Source organism: Dokdonella sp. GW821-FHT11D02, from assembly GCF_058808595.1.
Map to the genome: position 1 here is coordinate 3,560,202 of NZ_CM179520.1, position 19,512 is coordinate 3,579,713.

At 65.7% G+C, this 19,512-nt stretch carries 21 protein-coding genes and 1 tRNA gene; 3 read left to right on the forward strand and 19 right to left on the reverse strand.

Annotated elements, in window-relative coordinates; translation table 11 throughout:
* From AC3QL3_RS15170 to AC3QL3_RS15215, 10 genes are all read right to left on the reverse strand, one after another.
* Complete coding sequence (locus AC3QL3_RS15170; protein WP_492894937.1) at positions 1–852, reverse strand: sulfurtransferase; 852 nt, start codon at positions 850–852, stop codon at positions 1–3.
* Entirely contained in the window at positions 849–1,475 is a 627-nt protein-coding gene (locus AC3QL3_RS15175; protein WP_492894938.1) for a CoA pyrophosphatase, read from the reverse strand. Before AC3QL3_RS15175 ends, AC3QL3_RS15170 begins: the two co-directional genes overlap by 4 nt.
* Entirely contained in the window at positions 1,472–1,663 is a 192-nt protein-coding gene (locus AC3QL3_RS15180) for a DUF1289 domain-containing protein (protein ID WP_492894939.1), read from the reverse strand. Before AC3QL3_RS15180 ends, AC3QL3_RS15175 begins: the two co-directional genes overlap by 4 nt.
* 115 nt (positions 1,664–1,778) lie before the next feature.
* Positions 1,779–2,429: an FKBP-type peptidyl-prolyl cis-trans isomerase gene (locus tag AC3QL3_RS15185; RefSeq protein ID WP_492894940.1), complete on the reverse strand. Its 651-nt coding sequence runs from the start codon at positions 2,427–2,429 to the stop codon at positions 1,779–1,781.
* A gap of 143 nt (positions 2,430–2,572) precedes the next feature.
* On the reverse strand, positions 2,573–3,091 hold the full coding sequence (locus tag AC3QL3_RS15190) for a metallophosphoesterase family protein (protein ID WP_492894941.1): 519 nt from the start codon (positions 3,089–3,091) through the stop codon (positions 2,573–2,575).
* 22 nt (positions 3,092–3,113) lie between these two features.
* Positions 3,114–4,022 (reverse strand): DUF1684 domain-containing protein, encoded by a 909-nt coding sequence (locus AC3QL3_RS15195; protein ID WP_492894942.1) that lies wholly within the window; start codon positions 4,020–4,022, stop codon positions 3,114–3,116.
* 130 nt (positions 4,023–4,152) lie between these two features.
* Positions 4,153–5,982: a DNA mismatch repair endonuclease MutL gene (mutL, locus tag AC3QL3_RS15200; RefSeq protein WP_492894943.1), complete on the reverse strand. Its 1,830-nt coding sequence runs from the start codon at positions 5,980–5,982 to the stop codon at positions 4,153–4,155.
* Between the two features lie 164 nt (positions 5,983–6,146).
* Positions 6,147–7,487, reverse strand: a complete 1,341-nt coding sequence (locus AC3QL3_RS15205; RefSeq protein ID WP_492894944.1) for an N-acetylmuramoyl-L-alanine amidase — start codon at positions 7,485–7,487, stop codon at positions 6,147–6,149.
* Between the two features lie 112 nt (positions 7,488–7,599).
* Positions 7,600–8,070 (reverse strand): tRNA (adenosine(37)-N6)-threonylcarbamoyltransferase complex ATPase subunit type 1 TsaE, encoded by a 471-nt coding sequence (gene tsaE / locus AC3QL3_RS15210; RefSeq protein ID WP_492894945.1) that lies wholly within the window; start codon positions 8,068–8,070, stop codon positions 7,600–7,602.
* Entirely contained in the window at positions 8,067–9,557 is a 1,491-nt protein-coding gene (locus AC3QL3_RS15215) for an NAD(P)H-hydrate dehydratase (RefSeq protein WP_492894946.1), read from the reverse strand. Before AC3QL3_RS15215 ends, tsaE begins: the two co-directional genes overlap by 4 nt.
* A gap of 70 nt (positions 9,558–9,627) precedes the next feature.
* Between AC3QL3_RS15215 and queG the strand changes: the two genes are divergently transcribed.
* Positions 9,628–10,704, forward strand: coding sequence for a tRNA epoxyqueuosine(34) reductase QueG (queG, locus tag AC3QL3_RS15220; RefSeq protein WP_492894947.1), 1,077 nt, complete (start codon positions 9,628–9,630; stop codon positions 10,702–10,704).
* A gap of 76 nt (positions 10,705–10,780) precedes the next feature.
* On the opposite strand, the gene panD is transcribed toward queG, so the two are convergent.
* The 7 genes from panD to pcnB form a co-directional block, all read right to left on the reverse strand.
* Positions 10,781–11,161, reverse strand: coding sequence for an aspartate 1-decarboxylase (gene panD / locus AC3QL3_RS15225; protein ID WP_492894948.1), 381 nt, complete (start codon positions 11,159–11,161; stop codon positions 10,781–10,783).
* A gap of 283 nt (positions 11,162–11,444) precedes the next feature.
* A complete protein-coding gene (gene panC / locus AC3QL3_RS15230) occupies positions 11,445–12,290 on the reverse strand; it encodes a pantoate--beta-alanine ligase (RefSeq protein WP_492894949.1) in 846 nt (281 codons plus the stop codon).
* A gap of 10 nt (positions 12,291–12,300) precedes the next feature.
* On the reverse strand, positions 12,301–13,116 hold the full coding sequence (gene panB, locus AC3QL3_RS15235) for a 3-methyl-2-oxobutanoate hydroxymethyltransferase (RefSeq protein ID WP_492894950.1): 816 nt from the start codon (positions 13,114–13,116) through the stop codon (positions 12,301–12,303).
* A 148-nt stretch (positions 13,117–13,264) separates the two neighbouring features.
* A complete protein-coding gene (locus tag AC3QL3_RS15240; protein WP_492894951.1) occupies positions 13,265–14,824 on the reverse strand; it encodes an asparagine synthase-related protein in 1,560 nt (519 codons plus the stop codon).
* Positions 14,825–15,062: 238 nt separating this feature from the next.
* On the reverse strand, positions 15,063–15,236 hold the full coding sequence (locus tag AC3QL3_RS15245) for a hypothetical protein (RefSeq protein WP_492894952.1): 174 nt from the start codon (positions 15,234–15,236) through the stop codon (positions 15,063–15,065).
* 76 nt (positions 15,237–15,312) lie between these two features.
* Positions 15,313–15,816, reverse strand: coding sequence for a 2-amino-4-hydroxy-6-hydroxymethyldihydropteridine diphosphokinase (folK, locus tag AC3QL3_RS15250; RefSeq protein ID WP_492894953.1), 504 nt, complete (start codon positions 15,814–15,816; stop codon positions 15,313–15,315).
* On the reverse strand, positions 15,806–17,167 hold the full coding sequence (gene pcnB, locus AC3QL3_RS15255) for a polynucleotide adenylyltransferase PcnB (RefSeq protein WP_492894954.1): 1,362 nt from the start codon (positions 17,165–17,167) through the stop codon (positions 15,806–15,808). Before pcnB ends, folK begins: the two co-directional genes overlap by 11 nt.
* Positions 17,168–17,241: 74 nt before the next feature.
* Between pcnB and AC3QL3_RS15260 the strand changes: the two genes are divergently transcribed.
* Positions 17,242–17,317 (forward strand) — tRNA-Glu (locus tag AC3QL3_RS15260).
* 191 nt (positions 17,318–17,508) lie between these two features.
* Positions 17,509–17,832 carry a ferredoxin FdxA gene (gene fdxA / locus AC3QL3_RS15265; RefSeq protein ID WP_492894955.1) on the forward strand — a complete coding sequence of 108 codons (324 nt, stop codon included), beginning with the start codon at positions 17,509–17,511 and terminating at the stop codon, positions 17,830–17,832.
* A gap of 54 nt (positions 17,833–17,886) precedes the next feature.
* On the opposite strand, the gene AC3QL3_RS15270 is transcribed toward fdxA, so the two are convergent.
* Together AC3QL3_RS15270 and dapA are read right to left on the reverse strand one after the other, a co-directional pair.
* Positions 17,887–18,510 (reverse strand): hypothetical protein, encoded by a 624-nt coding sequence (locus AC3QL3_RS15270; RefSeq protein ID WP_492894956.1) that lies wholly within the window; start codon positions 18,508–18,510, stop codon positions 17,887–17,889.
* 44 nt (positions 18,511–18,554) lie between these two features.
* Positions 18,555–19,454 (reverse strand): 4-hydroxy-tetrahydrodipicolinate synthase, encoded by a 900-nt coding sequence (gene dapA, locus AC3QL3_RS15275; protein ID WP_492894957.1) that lies wholly within the window; start codon positions 19,452–19,454, stop codon positions 18,555–18,557.
* Positions 19,455–19,512: the final 58 nt, after the last annotated feature.

Consider the following 19,512-nt stretch of genomic DNA (forward strand, 5'->3'; position numbering starts at 1 on the left):
CTAGCCCTTAGCCACCGTTCGCTTCGAATCTGCAATCCAACCGCTCCACGACGGCGCGAACACGCGCGAACCAGCCAGCCCAACGTGCTCCATCGCGAGTACGTTGTGGCAGGCTGTGACGCCGGAGCCGCACATATGCACGACGTCGTGCGCGCTGCGGCCACTGAGCAAGGCGTTGAACTCGCGGCGCAGGTCGGCGACAGGCTTGAAACGGCCGGAGGCATCGAGATTCTCGGAAAACGCGCGATTGACCGCGCCCGGCACGTGACCGGCGACGGCATCGATCGGCTCGACTTCGCCGCGGAAGCGCGGCGCGGCACGCGCGTCGATCAACAGCGCGCCGCGTGCGGCGAGTCGCTCTTGCAACTCGTCGGACCAGACGACTTCGTCGCGAGCGAGCGCCACTTGCGCATCGGCCGCGGTGCGCGCGACGACACCCGCTTCGAGCGGATGGCCGTCGTCTTTCCACGCGGCGATACCGCCGTCGAGTACGGCGACGCGTTCGTGTCCGGCCAGGCGCAGCAGCCACCAGAAGCGCGCCGCGGCGAGCGCGCCGTTGGCTGCGTCGTAGACGATCACTTCGAGGTCCGGACGCCAGCCCCAGCGCGACAGCGCGGCCGAGAATCTCGCGTCGTCCGGCAACGGATGCCGGCCGAGTCCGTGTTGATGCGTACCGGAAAGATCGCGATCCAGATGCGCATAGACCGCACCCGGAATGTGCGCCTCGGCATAGTCGCGCTCGCCTTTGGCGGGATCGGAGAGATCGAAACGCGCGTCGACGATCAAAACCTCGCCGCGGCGGCACAGCGCGTCCAATTCCGAAGCAGAGATCAGCGTGCGGGAAACGCTCATGCGAGCCGCTCCAGTCGATCGAGGAGATTCTTCAGGATCGCCGCCGTCGCGCCCCAGATGCGGTGTCCCTGCCATTCGAACGAGAAGATATCGCGTTCGTGTCCGTCCCACAGAAACGCTTCCCGCTGCAGGCGGCCCGGCTCCAAGATATAGGGCAGCGGCACCTCGAACGCCTCGTCGACTTCGTGCACGTCCAGGCGCAAGGAGTAATCACCCTCGACGAAGCCGGCCACCGGCGTCACGCAGTAACCGGACACCGTCGCGAACAGATCGAGATAGCCGAACGGCTCGACCAGCGCCGGCGCAATACCGGTTTCCTCTTCGGTCTCGCGTAATGCCGCCGCCACGACGTCGCGATCGCCGGCTTCGACGCCGCCGCCGGGGAAACTGATCTGACCGGCGTGATGACGCAAATGCTCGGCACGGCGCGTGAACAAGAGCGACAAAGCATCACCGCGGCGGACGACCGGTACCAACACGGCAGCCGGACGCACCGGTGGCGGCACCGGCAGATCGGCCAGTTCGTCGGCGTTCCAGGCCGCCGCTCGCGGCGGATCGTCGAGGCCGCGCACGGCTCGACGCAGGCGCGCGACATCGGAATTGTCGGCCGTCGCCGCGTTCACCGGCGTTGCGCTTCGCGCTGCGGCAGCACGTCCTCGACGATGCGTCGACGCTCGGCCTCGCCCATCGCGATCCAGCGCGCAATTTCATCACCGCTGCGCAAACAGCCCTCGCAATAGCCGTCTGCACCGAGATGACAGATGCCGATGCAAGGACTGAGGATGGGCAGTTGGAAGGAAATCGTCGTCATGCTTCAAAAAAGCAAACGCCGCATGAAAGCGGCGTTTGCGGTGGCGTCGTTCAAGTCACTCGATCTCGGCTGATCGCACCTTCACGGTGCCGTCCGGGACGACGCCATGTCGGCGTCACTTGACGTCGATGATCTTGATTTCCCAGATGAAGACCTGGTTGCCCGACGCCGGATCCGGCGGCAGGAAGATCTGCCAATGGTCGCCGACCTTCATCTTCTGGATCATTTCCGGCAACAGCTTGCTGCCGAAGATGTTCTGCATTTCCGATACCTTCGCCTTCACCGGCTCGCCGACGAAGGAGCTGCGGATCTCGCGGCCGTTGGTCAGCGAAACGCGCACGTGGAAGGTGACTTCGCTGTTGGCGGTGATCGTCTTGCCGGTACCGTCTTCGATCGCGCGGTACTGCACACCGCTCGGCTGCGAAACCACGCCCTTCTTCGACTTGTTCTCGGCCATGAACTGATCGGCCTGACGCTTGTTGTCACCGAGGGCCTTGTCGGCCTCGGCCTTCATCTTGGTGTCGAGCTTGGTCAGCGCTTCCTTCATCGCCGCTTCCGGCACCGCCGGCGGCTTCTTGCCGAACGCGTCCTGGATCGCGCGCGTGACGGTATTGATGTCCACTTCCATGCCGCGGTCGGCGAGACCGGAGCCGATCTGGTAGCCGATCGCGTAGGAAACCTTGCCCTTCTCGGACGTGGTGTCCTGCGCGAGCGCCGACCCACTGATAAGCAGCGCCGCAAGGGCGAGTGACCAACCGAACTTCATGCCTGATGCCTCCGGGGTGAATGCTGAGCGGATCCGGCCCGAAGCGAATGCCGGGCCGCACAAACGCGCTAGTGTAACCGAGCCCCGCCGCAAGCGAAAATGGGAGTTTCGCGGGCGCGGAAAGTTCGCCCGGCCGGCCGCCATCATGCTCGGCGCGGCTGAACGGGAGCCGAGTTTGGCACCCTTACCGCTTCGACCGTCCAATTCCCGCGCGCCGCGCCAAGCAGCAGTGCGCTGGGCCCGCCGAAGGTGCGCGCGCGACCGGCCGCGCCGGGATTGAGCACCCATGGCCGCTCGCCGTCGTCGATGCAAAGACGGTGGCTGTGGCCGTAGACGACCGCGCGCGCCTGCGGGAAGGCTGCCCGCAGCAGCGCATGTCGTCGCGACGCTGCGAAGCGATCACCATGGACGACGGCGAGAACGCCGCCCGGCAGCTCGACTTCGATGCGTTCTTCGAGCGAGTCAATCGCAGTACGCTGCGCTGCCGGCCATTTCGACGCGACATCGTTGTTGCCGCGCACCGCGAGCACACGCGCACACCGCGCACGCAACCGATCTAACACCTCGGCCGAACCGACGTCGCCCGCATGCACGACCAGATCGGCGTCGCGCGCGAGTATCTCGATGCGTGGGTCGAGCGCGCCGTGCGTGTCGGAGATCAACAGGACACGCACGGCGCCGGCATCAGTGGTGGCCGCCGCGATACTTCTTCTCGCCGGCGACGACGGGCAGGTCGAGACGATTCTCCGGCGGCGCCAACGGACAGGTCGCATGCGGCGTGAACGCGCACGGCGGGTTGTAGGCTTTGTTGAAATCGATCACGAGCTTGCCGTCCTTGGGCATCTCCGCATACAGGAAACGACCGGAACCGTAGGTCTCCTTGCCGCTGGTGCGATCGGCGAAGATGAAGAACAGTTCCTTCGCGTCCTTCTCCTCCAGCACCGGCAGCAATTCGTACTTCTTGCCGTCGCGCTCGAACACGGCTTTGCCGGGCACCGGCATCTTATCGACGGTGCCGAGCACGGTCGGCACGTCGAGCGTGTGCGGCGGCTGATACGGTTCCCAGCGTGCTTCGATGCGCCAGCTCGGATCGATCGGGTAGTTGTCGATGCCGAGGAAATGCTTGCGCGTTTCCGCTTCGCTGTCCTTCACGCGCAAGCCTTTCTTGCCGTTGCGATCGATCAGATAGAAGCTCGCCGTGCCGAACGCGACCGTGGTCGGCTTCTCGTGGCTGTCGTCGAGCAGTTCGGCGGATTTCGCCTTCTTGCCGTCGATGCTGGCGTCGGCCTTGGCATCGAGTTCGATCGTCGCCTTGCCGTCCTTCAGCACGATCGTGCCCAGGCGGGCTGGGCCCTTCGCCAGCACGACGTCGTTGTCCTTCGCGCTGCCGACCGTGTTCTTGCCGTCTTTGAGCCAGTGCAAGCCGATCAGGCTGAGCCAGCCGTTGGGCGACTTCAGCCGCTCCACGCGCTGCGTGCGCCAGGTTTCGATTTGCTTGGTGTAGTCGGCGGGCGCGTTGCCGCCTTCGACCTTGGCTGACATCAGTTGCACTCCGGCGAAACTGGCGGCGAGCAGAAGACTGGTTTTGAACATCGTGCACCCTCGATGATGTGATTTTTGAGAAGTGCGGCCATGACGGACCGCTGGTGGATCTTCCGAAGTCGGATTTACTCGACCTCGAGCGACGATCCAAGTTGCGACGACCCGCCATCGATCGCCAAAGTCACCTTCCGCGCAGGAACAGCCGGTCGAGTTCGGCGATGCCGAGCTGCACCCAAGTCGGCCGTCCGTGATTGCACTGACCGGAACGCTCGGTCGCTTCCATCTCGCGCAGCAGCGCATTCATTTCCGGAACGCTGAGGCGGCGATTCGCGCGCACCGAGCCGTGGCAGGCCATCGTGCTGAGCAGTTCGTTGCCGCTCTCTTCGATCCGGCGCGACTCGCCGTGCACGGCGAGATCGGCGATCACGTCGCGCACGAGCTGGGCCACGTCGGCACCGTCGAGCAGCACCGGGATGCGCCGCACCGCCACGCTCTGCGGACCGCTGCGCGCGACGTCGAAACCGAGTTCGGCGAAGCGCGCCGCGTGCTCTTCGACCACGCCCGCTTCGCGTTCGCTGACGGCGAGCGTCAGCGGCACCAGCATGAGCTGCGAGCGGATGCCGGCACCTTCTTGCGCGGTCTTGAGCTTCTCGTAGGTGATGCGCTCGTGCGCGGCATGCATGTCGACCAGGATCAGACCGTGCGCGTTTTCGGCCAGCACGTAGATGCCATGCAGCTGCGCCAGCGCGAAACCGAGCGGCGGCACGTCCTGCGCGTCGTGGTTTGCCGGCAGCGATGCCGTGTTGCCGACGAGCGCGCCGGTGTCGCCCGCTGCGTGCGGCAAAGCGCGCGCTTCGCCGAACAAGGCCGCGTAGTCGGCCAGCGGTTCGCGCACGCCGAGGCCGAGACCGCCTTGGCGTTGCGGCGCGTAGCCACCGTACGAAGGCATCGGCGCTGCCGTCGGCAGCGGTGCGGCGGCGGCCGTCGCCTGTACCGAAGCGACACCGCCGGCACGCGCGCCGCCGAGCACGTCGTCGAGCGTGCGATAGAGAAAGTCGTGTACCAGGCGCCCTTCGCGGAAACGCACCTCGTGCTTGGCCGGATGTACGTTGACGTCGACCAGGGCCGGATCGAGTTCTAGGAACAAGACGAAGCTCGCATGACGGCCGTGGTAGAGCACGTCGGCGTAGGCCTGACGCACCGCATGCGCGACCAGGCGGTCACGCACCAGGCGGCCATTGACGTGGAAATATTGCTGATCCGCCTGCGAACGAGAAGCGGTCGGCAAGCCGACCCAACCGTGCAGGCGCAAGCCGGCACCGGCGTGCTCGATGCGCAGACTGCTGCCGAGGAAGTCCTCGCCGAGCACGTCGGTGACGCGACGCGCCTCGTCGCCCTCTGTGCGTTCGCCGTGCAACAGACGCACCGGCTTGCCGTTGTGGCTGAGGCGGAACTCGACCTGCGTGCGTGCCAGCGCGATCGACTTCACCAGTTCGTCGATGTGGCCGAACTCGGTGCGTTCGGCACGCAGGAACTTGCGCCGTGCCGGCAAGTTGTAGAACAGGTCGCGCACTTCGACATTACTGCCGGGCGGATGCTGCGCCGGCGTCGGCGCACGCGGCTTGCCGCCGTCGACTTCGATGCGCCAGGCGGCCTCGGCGCCGCGCGCGCGCGAAGTCAAAGCAAAACGCGAAACCGACGCGATCGAAGGCAGTGCCTCGCCGCGAAAACCGAGTGTGCCGACGCGTTCGAGGTCGTCGAAACTGGCGATCTTGCTGGTCGCGTGCGCGGCGACCGCGAGCGGAAGATCGTCGGCCTCGATGCCGCCGCCGTCGTCGCGGATGCGGATCAAGCGCGCACCGCCTTGTTCGATGTCGATCTCGATGCGCTTGGCGCCGGCGTCCAGGCTGTTCTCGACCAGCTCCTTGACCACCGACGCAGGCCGCTCGATCACCTCGCCGGCGGCGATCTGGTTGACGAGTTCGGGCGGAAGCGAACGGATGCGCGGCATGGGCGGCGCATCATAGCCGACGCGTGAAGGCCGCGCTCATGAAGAATCGCGGCTTGGAAGCCGACGGGTGGACCCCGAGGAACGCGCAAAGAAGGAGCGGAAATCCTTGTACTTTTCTCGTTTTCTCAGCGTAGCTCGCGTTGCTCCAGCCTTACGCGGCGCGATCAACCGGACGGCGGAATCTGCAGCACTTCGCCGGGGCGAACGCGCTCGTCGGCCAGATCGTTGGCGGCGCGCAGCTGTGCCGACGTCATGCCGTGACGTTCGGCGATCGCACGCAAGGTGTCGCCGCGGTTGACGACGTAGCGCTGCGCCTTCGCGCGCGCGTTGTCGCGTGCGCGATCGGCGTTCTGCGCATAGAACGTGCCCGGCGGCGGCGTGGCGCGGAAATACTCGTCGATGCCGTCGAGGATCGCACCGGCGAGCTTTTCGCGATGTTCCGGGCTCTTCAAACGCGCTTCTTCCGACGGGTTGCTGATGAAGGCGGTCTCGACCAGGATCGAGGGCACGTCGGGCGAGCGCAGCACGACGAAGTTGGCCTTTTCGACGTAGTTGCGATGGGTCGGGCCGAGTTTGCTCAGCGCGCCGTGTACCTGCTCGGCGACCGCGACGCTGGCGCCCATGGTGGCGCCTTGCGAGAGATCGAGCAGTACTTTCGCCAGCATGTCGTCCTTGTCGTCCAACGAGATGCCGCCGACCAAGTCGGCGCGGTTCTCGCGGTCGGCCAGCCAGCGCGCGGCCTCGCTGGTCGCGCCGCGCGGCGACAACACCCACACCGACGAGCCGCGCGCGTCGCTGCGCGTGAACGCGTCGGCGTGAATCGAGACGAACAGGTCCGCCTTCGCGTCACGTGCTTTCAGGTAGCGCTTTTCCAGCGGGATAAAGTAGTCGGCATCGCGAATCAGCACGGCGCTCATGCCGGGCGTGCGGTCGATCTGCTTCTTCAGCTGGCGCGCGACCGCGAGCGTAATTTCCTTTTCGTGCGTGCCGCTGGCGCCGGTCGCGCCGGGATCGTCACCGCCATGGCCGGCGTCGATCGCGATGACCACGTTGCGCGCCTTGCCCGGCGCCGCGTCGGCGACCGTTTTGATCGGGGCGGGCTTGACGGTGGCCGGATAGAGGTCGAGCACGAGCCGATAGCCGAACTTGTCCGCCGGCGGCAGCAGAAAACTCTTCGGCCGCACGCCGTCGGCGAGATCGAATACGACGCGCGAATCGCTCTTGCCCTGCTTGCCGGCGCGCAAGCCCTTGAGCAGGCCCTTGACCGCCGGTGCGCTGAAGCCGGCGCCGAGCTCGCTGCCGCGAATATCGAGCACGATGCGGTCCGGCTTGCTCAGCTCGAACAGCTTGTAGTCGACCGGGCCGGAAACATCGAACACGGCGCGTGTGTATTCCGGGCCGGCCCAGATGCGCAAGTTCTTGATTTCAGACGCGCGAGTACTTTCGCTTCCGAGCAGCAGCGCAAAGCCGACGAGCAACGAAGCTTGGATGCGAAATCCCCACATGGCGCGTATTCAAATCGAAAGCGGCTCAAAAAAGCAAGCTTTTTCCTTGAAAATCCGAAACGTGCGAAGCTTTCGTGAATAATCATTCAGGAATCGGGCTCAAGCGACCGATTCACAACGCGGCCGCAGACGCCCAGGCGTTCAGCCATGCGGCGCCGCGTGCGCTGCCCGCCGTCGCGTCGAGGCTGCGGCCGGAACCGGCATGGTCGAGGCGCACGCTCAGATCCGCCGCCGGCATTGCGCCGGCACCGCGCTCGGGCCATTCGATCACAACCAAAGTGCCGGCGCCCCATAGATCGCCGATGCCGAGCCACTCGAGTTCGCCTGCATCGGCAAGGCGATACAGATCGAGATGATGGATGTCGAGATCATCGACGCGATACGACTCGATCAGGCTATAAGTCGGACTCTTGACGCGCTCGCCGACGCCGAGCGCCTGCAGCAATGCGCGCGCAAACGTCGTCTTGCCGGCGCCCAGTTCGCCGCTCAGATGCACGATGCCGCCATCGCGCAGGATCGGCGCCAGTCGCCGTGCGGCGGCAGTCAACTGCACTTCGTCGAGATCGGGCATTCGCAGGCTCATGTGAGGAATCGGTTCGCCAGACGGCGCAATGACGGCAACAGATCGCTTGCGATCAGCCCGCGCGGCGCGTCGGCCGCGGCGAGGTCGCCTGCACGCGCATGCAGAGCGACACCAAATCGCGCGGCATCCCAAGCCGACAGCCGCTGCGCCAGCAAGGCCGCGACCACGCCGGTCAGCACATCACCCATGCCGCCCGAAGCCATGCCCGAGTTGCCCCACGGACACACGGCGACGCGGCCGTGTGGATCGGCGATCAGACTTTCCGCCCCTTTCAACACGGTCACTGCCGTATAGCGTTGCGCGAGCGCGCGTGCCGCCGCGTAGCGATCGCGCTGAATCGTCGCCGTATCGCACTCGAGCAGGCGTGCCGCCTCGCCGGGATGCGGCGTGAGCACGGTCGTCGGCGGTAATGGCCGCGGCCCCTGCCCCAGCAGATTCAGCGCATCGGCATCCAGCAGCAGCGGCCTGCCGCAGGTCAACGCGGCCTCGAACAGCGACCTGCCCCAAGCGGCCTGGCCCAGACCCGGGCCGATCGCGACGACACTGGCGCGCGCGAACAGCGGCTGCAACGCCGTCGCCGCTTCCACGCCGTGCGCCATCAGCTCGGGGCGCGCCGCATTCATCGCGAACACGTGCTGCGGTCGCGTCGCCACACTGACCAGCCCCGCTCCGCTGCGCAAGGCGGCTTCGCCGGCAAGGCGGATCGCGCCACCCATGCCCGCGTCGCCGCCGATCGCGAGAACGTGTCCAAAATGCGCTTTGTTCACATTGCCGCGCCGCGCCGGCAGCACCTCCGCGATCGTCCCGTCGAGCAACTCGGCATCGGCGTCGACGCCGTCGAAGGCTGCGGCCGGAACGTCCAGAGGCGCGAGCTCGCGTGCGCCGCAGGTGTCGGCGCCGTCGGCAGTGAACGCGCCGCGCTTCCAGGCGATGAAGCTGATCGTCGCATCGGCACGCACGCATGGACCGAGCGGTACGCCGCAGTCGGGATCGAGGCCGGACGGCAGGTCGAGCGCGAGTAACGGCCGGCGCTTTCTTTCGAGTCTGACGATCAGGGCGGCTGCCGCTCCTTCGATCGGACGGCTGAGGCCGGTGCCGAACAAGCCGTCGACGCAGACGTCGGCATCCGCAAGATCGAACGTGTCGAGGTCGAGCGAAATCGTTCCGCCCGCCTCGACGAACGCATTGCGCGCCTGCTGCGCGTCGCCGCGGGATTGCGTGGACAGGGCGATTGCGACGACGGTCAGGCCATCGTGAAGGGCGAGTCGTCCGAGCAAGAACGCATCGCCGCCGTTGTTGCCGTCGCCGGCGAGCAAGGCGATGCGCCTTGCCTGCGGCCAATGCCGCCGCAAGACCGCATAGGCCGCCGCCGCCGCGCGCTCCATCAGCACGAAGGACGATATGCCGAGACGCTCGATCGCGTTGCGATCGATGCGGCGCACCTGATCGGCGGTGTACAACGAAGTCGCGCGTGTGCCGCTGCTCATCGGGCGATTATAAGTGCGGGTTCGCACGGAAGCCGCGCGCTATGCTGCGCGGCGCGGACGCCGGAATTGCATGGACACGATCGACTACACGAAGTTGCGCGAGGACATCCAGCGCTGGGGAGGCGAGCTCGGCTTCCAGCAGGTCGGTGTGTCCGGCATCGACCTTGGTGCCGACGAAGCGCATTTGCTGAGCTGGCTCGACGCGGACTTCCACGGCGAGATGGACTACATGGCGCAGCACGGTGCGAAGCGTAGCCGCCCGGCCGAATTGCAGCCGGGCACTTTGCGCGTGCTGTCCGCACGCATGGACTACGCGCCGCCCGGCATCGCTCAGGCATGGGACGTGCTCGCCGACGGCGAGCGCGCCTACGTCTCGCGTTACGCGCTCGGTCGCGACTACCACAAAGTCTTGCGCGCGCGCCTGCAAAAGCTCGCCGACCGTATTGCCGCCGGCATCGGATCGTTCGGCTACCGTGTCTTCACCGATTCGGCACCGGTGCTGGAAAAAGCGCTCGCGCGCAACGCCGGCCTCGGCTGGATCGGCAAGCACACCTTGCTGCTCAATCGCGATGCGGGATCGTGGTTCTTCCTCGGCGAAATCTATACCGACCTGCCTTTGCCGATCGACGCGCCGCAATCGGCGCACTGCGGCACCTGCACGCGCTGCATCGACGTGTGTCCGACACGCGCGATCGTGGCACCGTACCGGCTCGATGCGCGCCGCTGCATTTCGTATCTGACGATCGAGCTGCGCGGCGCGATTCCGCACGAACTGCGACCGCTGATCGGCAATCGCGTGTTCGGCTGCGACGACTGCCAGCTGATCTGCCCATGGAACAAATTCGCGCAGCCGACGCCGGAGGCCGATTTCGCGCCACGCCACGGCCTCGATGGCGCGAGCTTGGCCGAGTTGTTCGCCTGGAGCGAGCAGGAGTTTCTCGAGCGCACAGCCGGCATGGCGATCCGGCGCACCGGTTACGAAGGCTGGCTGCGCAACATCGCCGTCGCGCTCGGCAATGCGCCGCGAACGCCGGCGGTGCTGGCAGCCTTAGGCAGCCGCAGCGACGATGCGTCGGAGCTCGTTCGCGAACACGTGCATTGGGCTTTGCAGCAACACGCGATGACGTCGCTGACAACCGGCAAGTGACCGCGCATCGTGTCGCCGCACGAGCGACGCGTTCAGAAGTGCTTTCGTTCGCACTTTGCGTTAGTAACGCGCGTTGTTACGCAGCCTGCTTGGGAATCGAGCGATTCGTGTGCGTGAGCTTGTTGCTGCGGTCGACGTAGACCAGCTGCGGCTTGTGCTGAGCGGCTTCGGCTTCGTTGTAGCCGCCATAGGCCGCGATGATGATGATGTCGCCCGGCTGGGCGCGATGCGCGGCGGCGCCGTTGATCGAGATGATGCCCGAGCCCTCATCGGCGCGGATCGCGTAGGTCGAGAAGCGCTCGCCGTTGTTGACGTTGTAAATGTGGATCTGCTCGTACTCCAGAATGCCGGAAACGTCGAGCAGATCGCCGTCGATCGCGCAGGACCCCTCATAGTGCAACTCGGCGTGCGTCACCGTCGCGCGATGGATTTTCGCCTTGAGCATGTTGAGGTGCATGGGGTCTCCTGCTGTTGCTTCCACGCAACACGCGTGGAGTGAGTGATTATATCAAAGCATGTGCTGATGCAGCACGACTCACGAGCAAGTGCGGATAAATCTTTATTTATCAATGGCTTCACGAAAGGCGCACGCAAAAAAAACCCTCGCGCGTCGCCGCAGCGAGGGTCCTAATTTGGAGTGACGACTACCTAAATGCGCCCTGCTGCCCTTGGAGCAAGCAACTTGCGTTGCGAAAACCCCTCAGGCAGTGGGGAGAATACCACAGCCCGAACGGAAAACGCTACAACTCGATCAAAACATTGTCGATCAGGCGCGTAGAGCCCATCCGCGCCGCGATCAATGCGACCAGCCGGCGATCGCCCGCGGTCGGCTCGACCAGATCGGCCGCGCGCCGGACGACGGCGTAGTCGGGCCGCAAGCCCGCTTCGGCCAGTCGATGTGCCGCTTCCGCTTCGACCTCCTGCCGCGCCCCGCCCGCTTGCAAGCGCTCGCGCATCGCCTGGAGCGTGACGTGAATCACGCTCGCGCCCGCGCGCTGCTGGTCATCGAGATATTGGTTGCGCGAACTCATCGCCAGACCGTTCGCTTCACGCACGATCGGCGCAGCGACGATGTCGATCGGATAACCGAGGTCGTGCGCGAGACGACGGATCACCAGCAGCTGCTGATAGTCCTTCTGCCCGAACACGGCGACGTGCGGACGCGTGAGGTTGAACAGTTTGGCGACGACGGTCGCCACGCCATCGAAATGACCGGGCCGGATCGCGCCTTCGAGCACGTCGGTCAACTCGGGCACACTGACGCGCACACTGCGCTCGGCGCCGTAGGGATAGAGATCCTCGACGCTGGGCAGGAACAACAGATCGCAACCGCTCGCCGCCAGACCCGCCGCATCGGCCTCCGGCGTGCGCGGATAGCGCGCAAAGTCCTCGTGCGGGCCGAACTGAGTCGGATTGACGAACACGCTAGCGATCACGACGTCCGCGCGCGCGCGCGCCAAGGCGACCAATGAATGGTGTCCGGCGTGAAGGTTCCCCATCGTCGGCACCAGTGCGATGCGTTTGCCGTCGCGCAGGCACGCATCGACGAAGGCGTGCAGTTCGGAATTGCCGCGGATGGTTTTCAAGCGATGCTCGTCAGTAACTGTGTTCGGCGGTCGGGAACGCTCCGCTGCGCACTTCGCCGGCGTAGGCCGCGATCGCCTCGACGACCGATCCGCGCCCGTGCAGGAAATCCTTCACGAAGCGCGGCCGCTTGCCGGTGCTGATGCCGAGCAAGTCGTACAGCACCAGCACTTGTCCATCGCAGTCGACGCCGGCGCCGATACCGATGGTCGGGATGCGCAGGTCACGCGTGATTTCGGCGGCCAAACCCGCCGGCACGCATTCAAGCACGAGCAAATCGGCGCCGGCATCCTGCACCGCTTTGGCTTCGGCTTTCAGACGCGCCGCTTCGGCGTCACCGCGGCCCTGCACCCGATAGCCGCCGAATGCGTGCACCGACTGCGGCGTCAAGCCCAGATGCGCGCAGACCGGCACCTCGTGCCGCTTCAAAGCATCGATGACTTCGCACACCCACCCCGCGCCCTCGAGCTTGACCATTGCCGCGCCCGCCTCGCCGAGCAAACGCGCCGAGTTGGTCAACGCGACGTCGACGTTGCGATAGCTCATGAACGGCAGATCGGCGACGAGCAGGGCGCGGCGCAGGCCGCGTGCGACCAGACGCGTGTGATAGACCATGTCGTCGACGCTGACCGGCAAGGTGCTCGAATGGCCTTGCACGACCATGCCGAGCGAATCACCGACCAGCACGACATCCACGCCCGCCTCGTCGACGCGTTGCGCGAAGCTCGCGTCGTAGCAGGTGACGGTGACGATCTTTTCGCCGCGATGCTTGCGTTCGCGCAGTTCCGGTACGGTGACCGGTGCGCCGGTCGCGGTGTTGGCTGCCATCGGATGGTCGGCGCTCGATGTGAGGTCGCGCATTATTCCGTGCTTGCGCGCATCGGCTCAAGCCGTTTTGCGGAAGTGGCGGGTCTCTGGAAGCCACCAGTACGCGGCACAGCTTGCTAGGTGCATGCGCACAAGAGCGAGAGGCGCTTCAGCCTATCTGCCGCGCAAGCCGCTCCAGCCACAAGAACGGGGCCAATACTGCCGTAGGCGCTTTCGCTCCGGTCGTTGCGACCCGATTCACCAATTCGATCGCCGCTTTGCGCTCGACCAATCCCAAATCGGCCAAAGCGCATTCGCGCAGTTGCTCCGTGAGAGCGTCGACGTTGCGAGCGATGGCAGCAGGCAGTACTTGGACGAAGGTTTCTTTGACGTAACCGGAAGGAAAGACATCGCCGCCGAGATGCCGGTCCAGGTATCGCCGCAGGACCTTTCGATCGAGACGGTTCTCCGCCGGCAAGCGGTGGCAGAACGCCACCAGACGGGGATCACCGAGCGGATTGATCGGCCACAAGCCACGCTCGAGCATGTCGGGCGCGCGACAAGCTTGCGCCAAAAGCGCCGTCGTCGGCACGGGGCTGTCGGGGGCATCGAAGCCGCGTCGGCTGCGTGCCGCACTCCGGGCACGAGGCGTCAGCAGTCGCTCGATATACGGAAGGCTCTCGTTCGCTGGTTCTGTGCCTGTCGACGTCTCGTCGAAATAGCTCGGAAACAGCTCATCTCCGCCGATCCCCGTGAACAACGTATCGCAACCTTGCGCTCGTGCTACGTCCCACAGCGCCGCCGATGCTTCGAGGTAGTATTCCCAATGCAGCCTGCGCGAGTGTTCCGGCCCGGGACGTACATGCACACTGGGCGGATAGGCGGCCATCTCCACCGTATGGTCGTGCAGCTCGAGTCGATCGACGATCGATCGACGCCGCTGCACTTGCGCGTCGCGGACCTCGCCCCCCAATACGATGCCCAGGCTCGCCACGTGCTCGTACGATTTCGCCAAAGCGCACGCGACGGCGGCTGAATCCATGCCTCCGCTCAGCTCAGCCGCTATCCGGACAGCCCCGCTCGCCCGCACGGTGGCGGCGTACTGAACGAGCTCACCGAATGCCTCGGTGGCGTTTTGGCCCGGCGGCAGCGGTGCGGGAGTCGTTTCCTCCACTGCTGCGGGATATCGATAGCTGTGCTTGCCCGGCTCGATCTGCAGCGAGGCGCGCTCGGTCAGCAAGGTAACGCCGACGCAAAGCTGGCGTGCCGAGTACGCGGTGTTGAGGGCGAGGCGATGGCTGGCCATCTCGGTGTCGATCACCAACGGACCGATCAGTACATCGCCGGGGTCCCAGGAAATAATCGTTCGGTCTTCGAGCGCTCGGCAATAAACCGGAGCAGAACCGAATGCGCCAGCGCGCACCCGCATCCGACAGCCGGCCTGAGCCGCCTCGAGCAGGACGTAGTCGAGCGGCCAGAGCAGATTTTCCCGATACAGCCGGTTGAATTCGTCCTGGCCGACGCATCGGTCCGCCATCGACTCCTCCAACGCTTTGGAAGCGAGGCGCTCCCGCACGACCACGAACCATCGGCCTTCCGTGCGCACCAAAAGCGTTTCGATCGAAGGATGCGAATAGGGGGAAATGTGGCTTCCGCCGAATGCGATCCGCTGATCCTTCCACTCCACCGCAAGGCGAAGATCGGACAAGGTGATATCGGCTTTGAGCATGGTCGTCCCGGACGAGGCTGGTCTTGTCGGTTCGAGCGTCGTGTCGCTCGCACCAGCGATCTTTCCGCTGTCGCGCTTTTATCGATCTATGCCTGCGTGTCGCTCGGCAGTGCGAAGAAGCGGCTCGAACGAGTCCGTCTCAGGTGCCAATTCATTCGATCCGCGACCGCGGCGACTGGAAAAAGAAAAAGCCGCCTCGCTGGGCGAGACGGCTTTTGGTTGAGTGCGGCGAATCGGATCAGCCGCCGCCACGACCGCCATGGCCGCCGGTATCCCACGGCTCGAACGGCGTCTTGGGCGGAAGCTTGCCGAGTTGTACTTGCGAATTAAGCGGTTCCTCGACCTGAATCCCGAACGGATTGGCCGCGGCTTCCAATTCATGCGCGACCATGTTTTGGTTTTGCTGTTTCATGTCAGCACTCCGCTATTTCCCTGCCGCTCCATTGCGGCGAAACCGACGCTAGCACGGTTCCATACGGTTGTGAATGTTAGTTTGCGTCCAGCGGCACGCAACCGTGCGTATCGACGCCGGCGAGCAGGTCGCGTACGCGTCCCTGGCCTGCGATTTCGATGTCCGGCGCAATCTCGGCCAGCGGCAGCAAGACGAAGGCGCGCTCGCCGATATGCGGATGCGGCAGGGTCAGCCCAGGTTCGGCGAGACGACTGTCGCCATGCACGAGCAAATCCAGATCGAGCGTGCGCGGCCCCCAGCGGGAACCATCGCGGCGTCGACCTTGCTCGATCTCGAGCGCGAGCAGTGCCTCGAGCAGCTCGCGCGGCGTCAGCGACGTCGACAGTTCGGCGACAGCGTTGATGAAATCGGGCTGTTCGCCGCGTCCCCAGGGCGCCGTGCGATAGAGGCGCGAATGACGCATCAGACGCGTGTGTGCGATGCCGTCGAGCGCCTGCAAGGCGAGATGGATGCGTCGTTCCGGTCCATCGAGGTTGCTGCCGAGACCGACGTACGCGGTCGTCGCCGCCCTACTCGCCACCGCCGGCCTGCGATTCAGATCGCGCCTTGCGCCGGCGCCGGCGCTTGCGTTTCTTCGGCGCCGGTTCCGCGTCGGCGGGTGCTGACGGCGCGGCATTCAGGCGCGAAGCGAGCTCGACCGGATCGACCTCTTGCACCTCGGTCCACCATTGCGCGAGTTCGGCCAGGTCCGGCGATTCGCTCGCGCGCAGCAGCAGAAAATCGTAAGCAGCGCGGAAACGCGGATGCTCGAGCAAGCGCAGCACGCGCTTTTTCGTGCGCACCGCGAAGCGCGGCTGCAGCGACCAGATCTCTTCCACCGCAAGCGTGAAACGGCGCGGAATCGCGACGCGTTGCGCCTGCTCGCGCAGGATGCGCGCGGTCGCATTCGGCCAGGCGATCGATGCGTCGCTGCCGCCGTCGATCAAGGCCTGCGCAGCCGCTCGCGCCGGTTCCCACAGCATCGCGGCGAACAGGAAGGCCGGCGTCACCGGTTTGTCCTCGCGCACGCGCGCATCGGTGTTGGCGAGCGTTTGTTCGAGCAGATGACGGAACGCGGTCGAGCCGGCTCCGGCAAGCGCACGTGCGGTCGCCGGGAATACGTGCTCGAGCAGCCCGTAGCGTTCCAGCGCGCGGAAACTGGCCAAGCCGTAGCCGCTCAGGAACAGCTTCAGCGACTCGTCGAACAATCGCGCCGGCGGCGCTTCCGCGAGCAGCGCGCCCAGCGTTGCGAACGGAGCAGCGGTATCGGGTGCGATCTCGAAATCGAGCTTGGCCGCCAGGCGCGCCGCGCGCAGCATGCGTACCGGATCCTCGCGATAGCGCAGCTCCGGATCGCCGATCAGGCGCAGCGTGCGGTGTTCGAGGTCATCCATGCCGCCGATCGAGTCGCGCACGCTGAAATCGGCGATGTCGTAGTACAGCGCGTTGACGGTGAAGTCGCGACGTACCGCGTCTTCTTCGATGCTGCCGTAGACGTTGTCGCGCACCAGGCGGCCGTCGACCAGATGGCGGTCGCCGCTGCCGTCGTCGCTGCTGCCGCGGAAAGTCGCGACCTCGACGATCTCGCGGCCGAACACGACGTGGGCGAGGCGGAAGCGCCGGCCGATCAGGCGGCAATTGCGGAACTGGGCGCGAACCTGTTCCGGGGTCGCGTCGGTGGCAACGTCGAAATCCTTCGGATGCCCGCCGAGCAGGAGATCGCGCACCGCGCCGCCGACCAGGCAGGCGCGAAAACCTGCTTCGTGCAGCCGGTACAGCACGCGCAGCGCGCCCGGCGAGATGCTCTTGCGCGAAATCGAGTGCTCCGAGCGCGGAATGATGCGGAACGAGCCGTCGAGCGACGTGTTCCGTACGAGGGGATCCGAATTCATTCCTTACTGGCGCTCCGGTGTTTGCCGCGTGTTACCGATTCGTTATACTACGCGGCCTCGCAAATCCCAACTGCGCTCCCTTCGTCTAGTGGTCTAGGACACCGCCCTCTCAAGGCGGGAACACGAGTTCGAACCTCGTAGGGAGCGCCATTTGTTAGTGCGTTCGTCCGTGAATGCTGAGTGGGGAAGTGAAGTAGGTGCTGGAAAGGCTTGCCCTTTGCCACGCTCCAGAGCGGCCGTCCATGGCCGCACTTTTCAATTAACATCCGCTTCGAAACGGGCTCGACGCGGCTTGCGCGGAAAGAGCGTGTTCGAACCCGGCGCCGCCTCAGGCTGAACTCATGCCCTTCGTCGTCACCGAGAACTGCATCAAGTGCAAGTACACCGACTGCGTCGAGGTCTGTCCGGTCGACTGCTTCCATGAAGGGCCGAACTTCCTCGTGATCGATCCCGAGGAATGCATCGACTGCACCTTGTGCGAGCCGGAATGCCCGGCCAACGCGATCTTCCCCGAAGACGACGTGCCGGCAGGCCAGGAAGAGTTCATTGCGCTGAACGCCGAGCTGTCGAAAGCCTGGCCGGTGCTGACCGAACGCAGAGATGCCCCCGCCGACGCGAAGGACTGGGACGGCAAGCCGGGCAAGCGCACGCTGATCGAGCGCTGAGCGCGCCGGCAGCGGCCGGACGGCCGCTGCGGGGTATCGAGAATCAGGTGGAAATCAGGACAGGCGTTCGCGCAGCGTCGCCAGCAGCGCACGCGCGGCGTCGCGCGACGCTTCGTCGTTGGCGCCTTCGATGCCGACCTTGCTGGTCTGGCCGTCGGCGCTGACGCGCACCGTGAGCTGTACTTGAGCGGTCTTTTTGGTGCTTGCCATACCGAGCGTGACCGCGCGCTTGAACCAGCCCGGCTTGACCGTGGTTTGGCCGGTGGTCTGCACGGTATAGGTACGTCCGCTTTCGTCGCGGCTCAGAACCGTCGCGGCGCCGGAACGCTCCAGCGCGAGGCCGACGCGCGACCAGGTGCTTTCAACGGTATCGCCGACACGCAGCCCATCGCCGCCGAGTGCGGCACCGGCAGCGCCGCTGGCGCCGGCGACCGGCGGCGTATCGCTTCCCGTCGAAGCCGTGCCCGACGCAGGAGCCGCGCCGCTCGCGTTCGGAATCGTCAGCGCGGCGGTCGTGTTCGGCATGTCCAAACCCGGCGGCACTTCCAGCGGCCGCTCTTCCACGGCGAGCTTGTACTCGTTGCTCTTGCGTTCGTTGTGCCGACGCAGGAAACCGCAGCCGCTGAGCAGGGAAGCCGCAATGATGGCCGTCAGCAGCGCGAGGAGAATTCTTTTCACGTGTGCAATCTCGTGGAATGAGCCAGTGAGACGCCTAGTCTAGCTTAGCCGGCGGCTCGGGCGGCTTCGGTCAGACCGAGGCGATTCAGCGTATCGAGCGCGGCGGCGTGGTAGGCACCGGACAACGGCAGCAGCGGCAGGCGCAAATAGGCCTCGCCGAGGCCGAGCTGGGCCAGACACCATTTCAGCGGGATCGGATTGGGCTCGACGCCGAGCGTCGCGTACAGCGGCTGCAAGGCACGGTCGAGTGCGTCCGCATCGCCCTCGCCCTTCATACAGGCCTCGCACAGGGCGGCGAACAAGGCTGGGGCGACGTTCGCGGCGACCGAAATCACACCGTCTGCGCCGGCTCGCAGGGCTCGTGCCGCGGTCGGATCGTCGCCGGAGAGAACGCGGAAGCTCTCGCTTCTGAGCGCGAGCAGGGTCTGCATGCGCTGCGCTTCGGGCAACGCTTCTTTGATAGCGACGATGTTGCCGTGACGTGCGAGCTGCGCAACGGTCTCCGGCAGCAGATCGCTGGAAGTGCGTGCCGGCACGTTGTACAGCACGATCGGTAGGCCGCCACGTTCGGCGACCTCACTGAAATGACGCAGCATGCCGGCCTGGGTCGGCCGCACATAGGCGGGCGCGACGACCAGGGCCGCATCAGCGCCGGCGGCGCGCGCGCGCTGCGTCTGCGCGACCGTCTTCGCGGTCGCCGGCATGCCAGTGCCGGCCAGCACCGGTATGCGGCCGGCGACGCGTTCGGCGACGAATTCGATCAGTGTGGAATATTCGGTGTCGTCGAGAGCGGCGGCTTCGCCGGTCGAGCCGGCGACCACCAAGGCACGCGTGCCGCCGGTGAGCTGGTAGTCGACCAGACGGCCGCAGGCCTCCAGATCGAGGCGGTCGTCGCGGGAGCGCAGCGGCGTCGCCAGTGCGCAAATGCTGCCGGAAAGAACCAAGGCGGAGATTCAGACGCTTACGGGAATTTCGATGGTAGCGGGGATGATCGGAACAAGT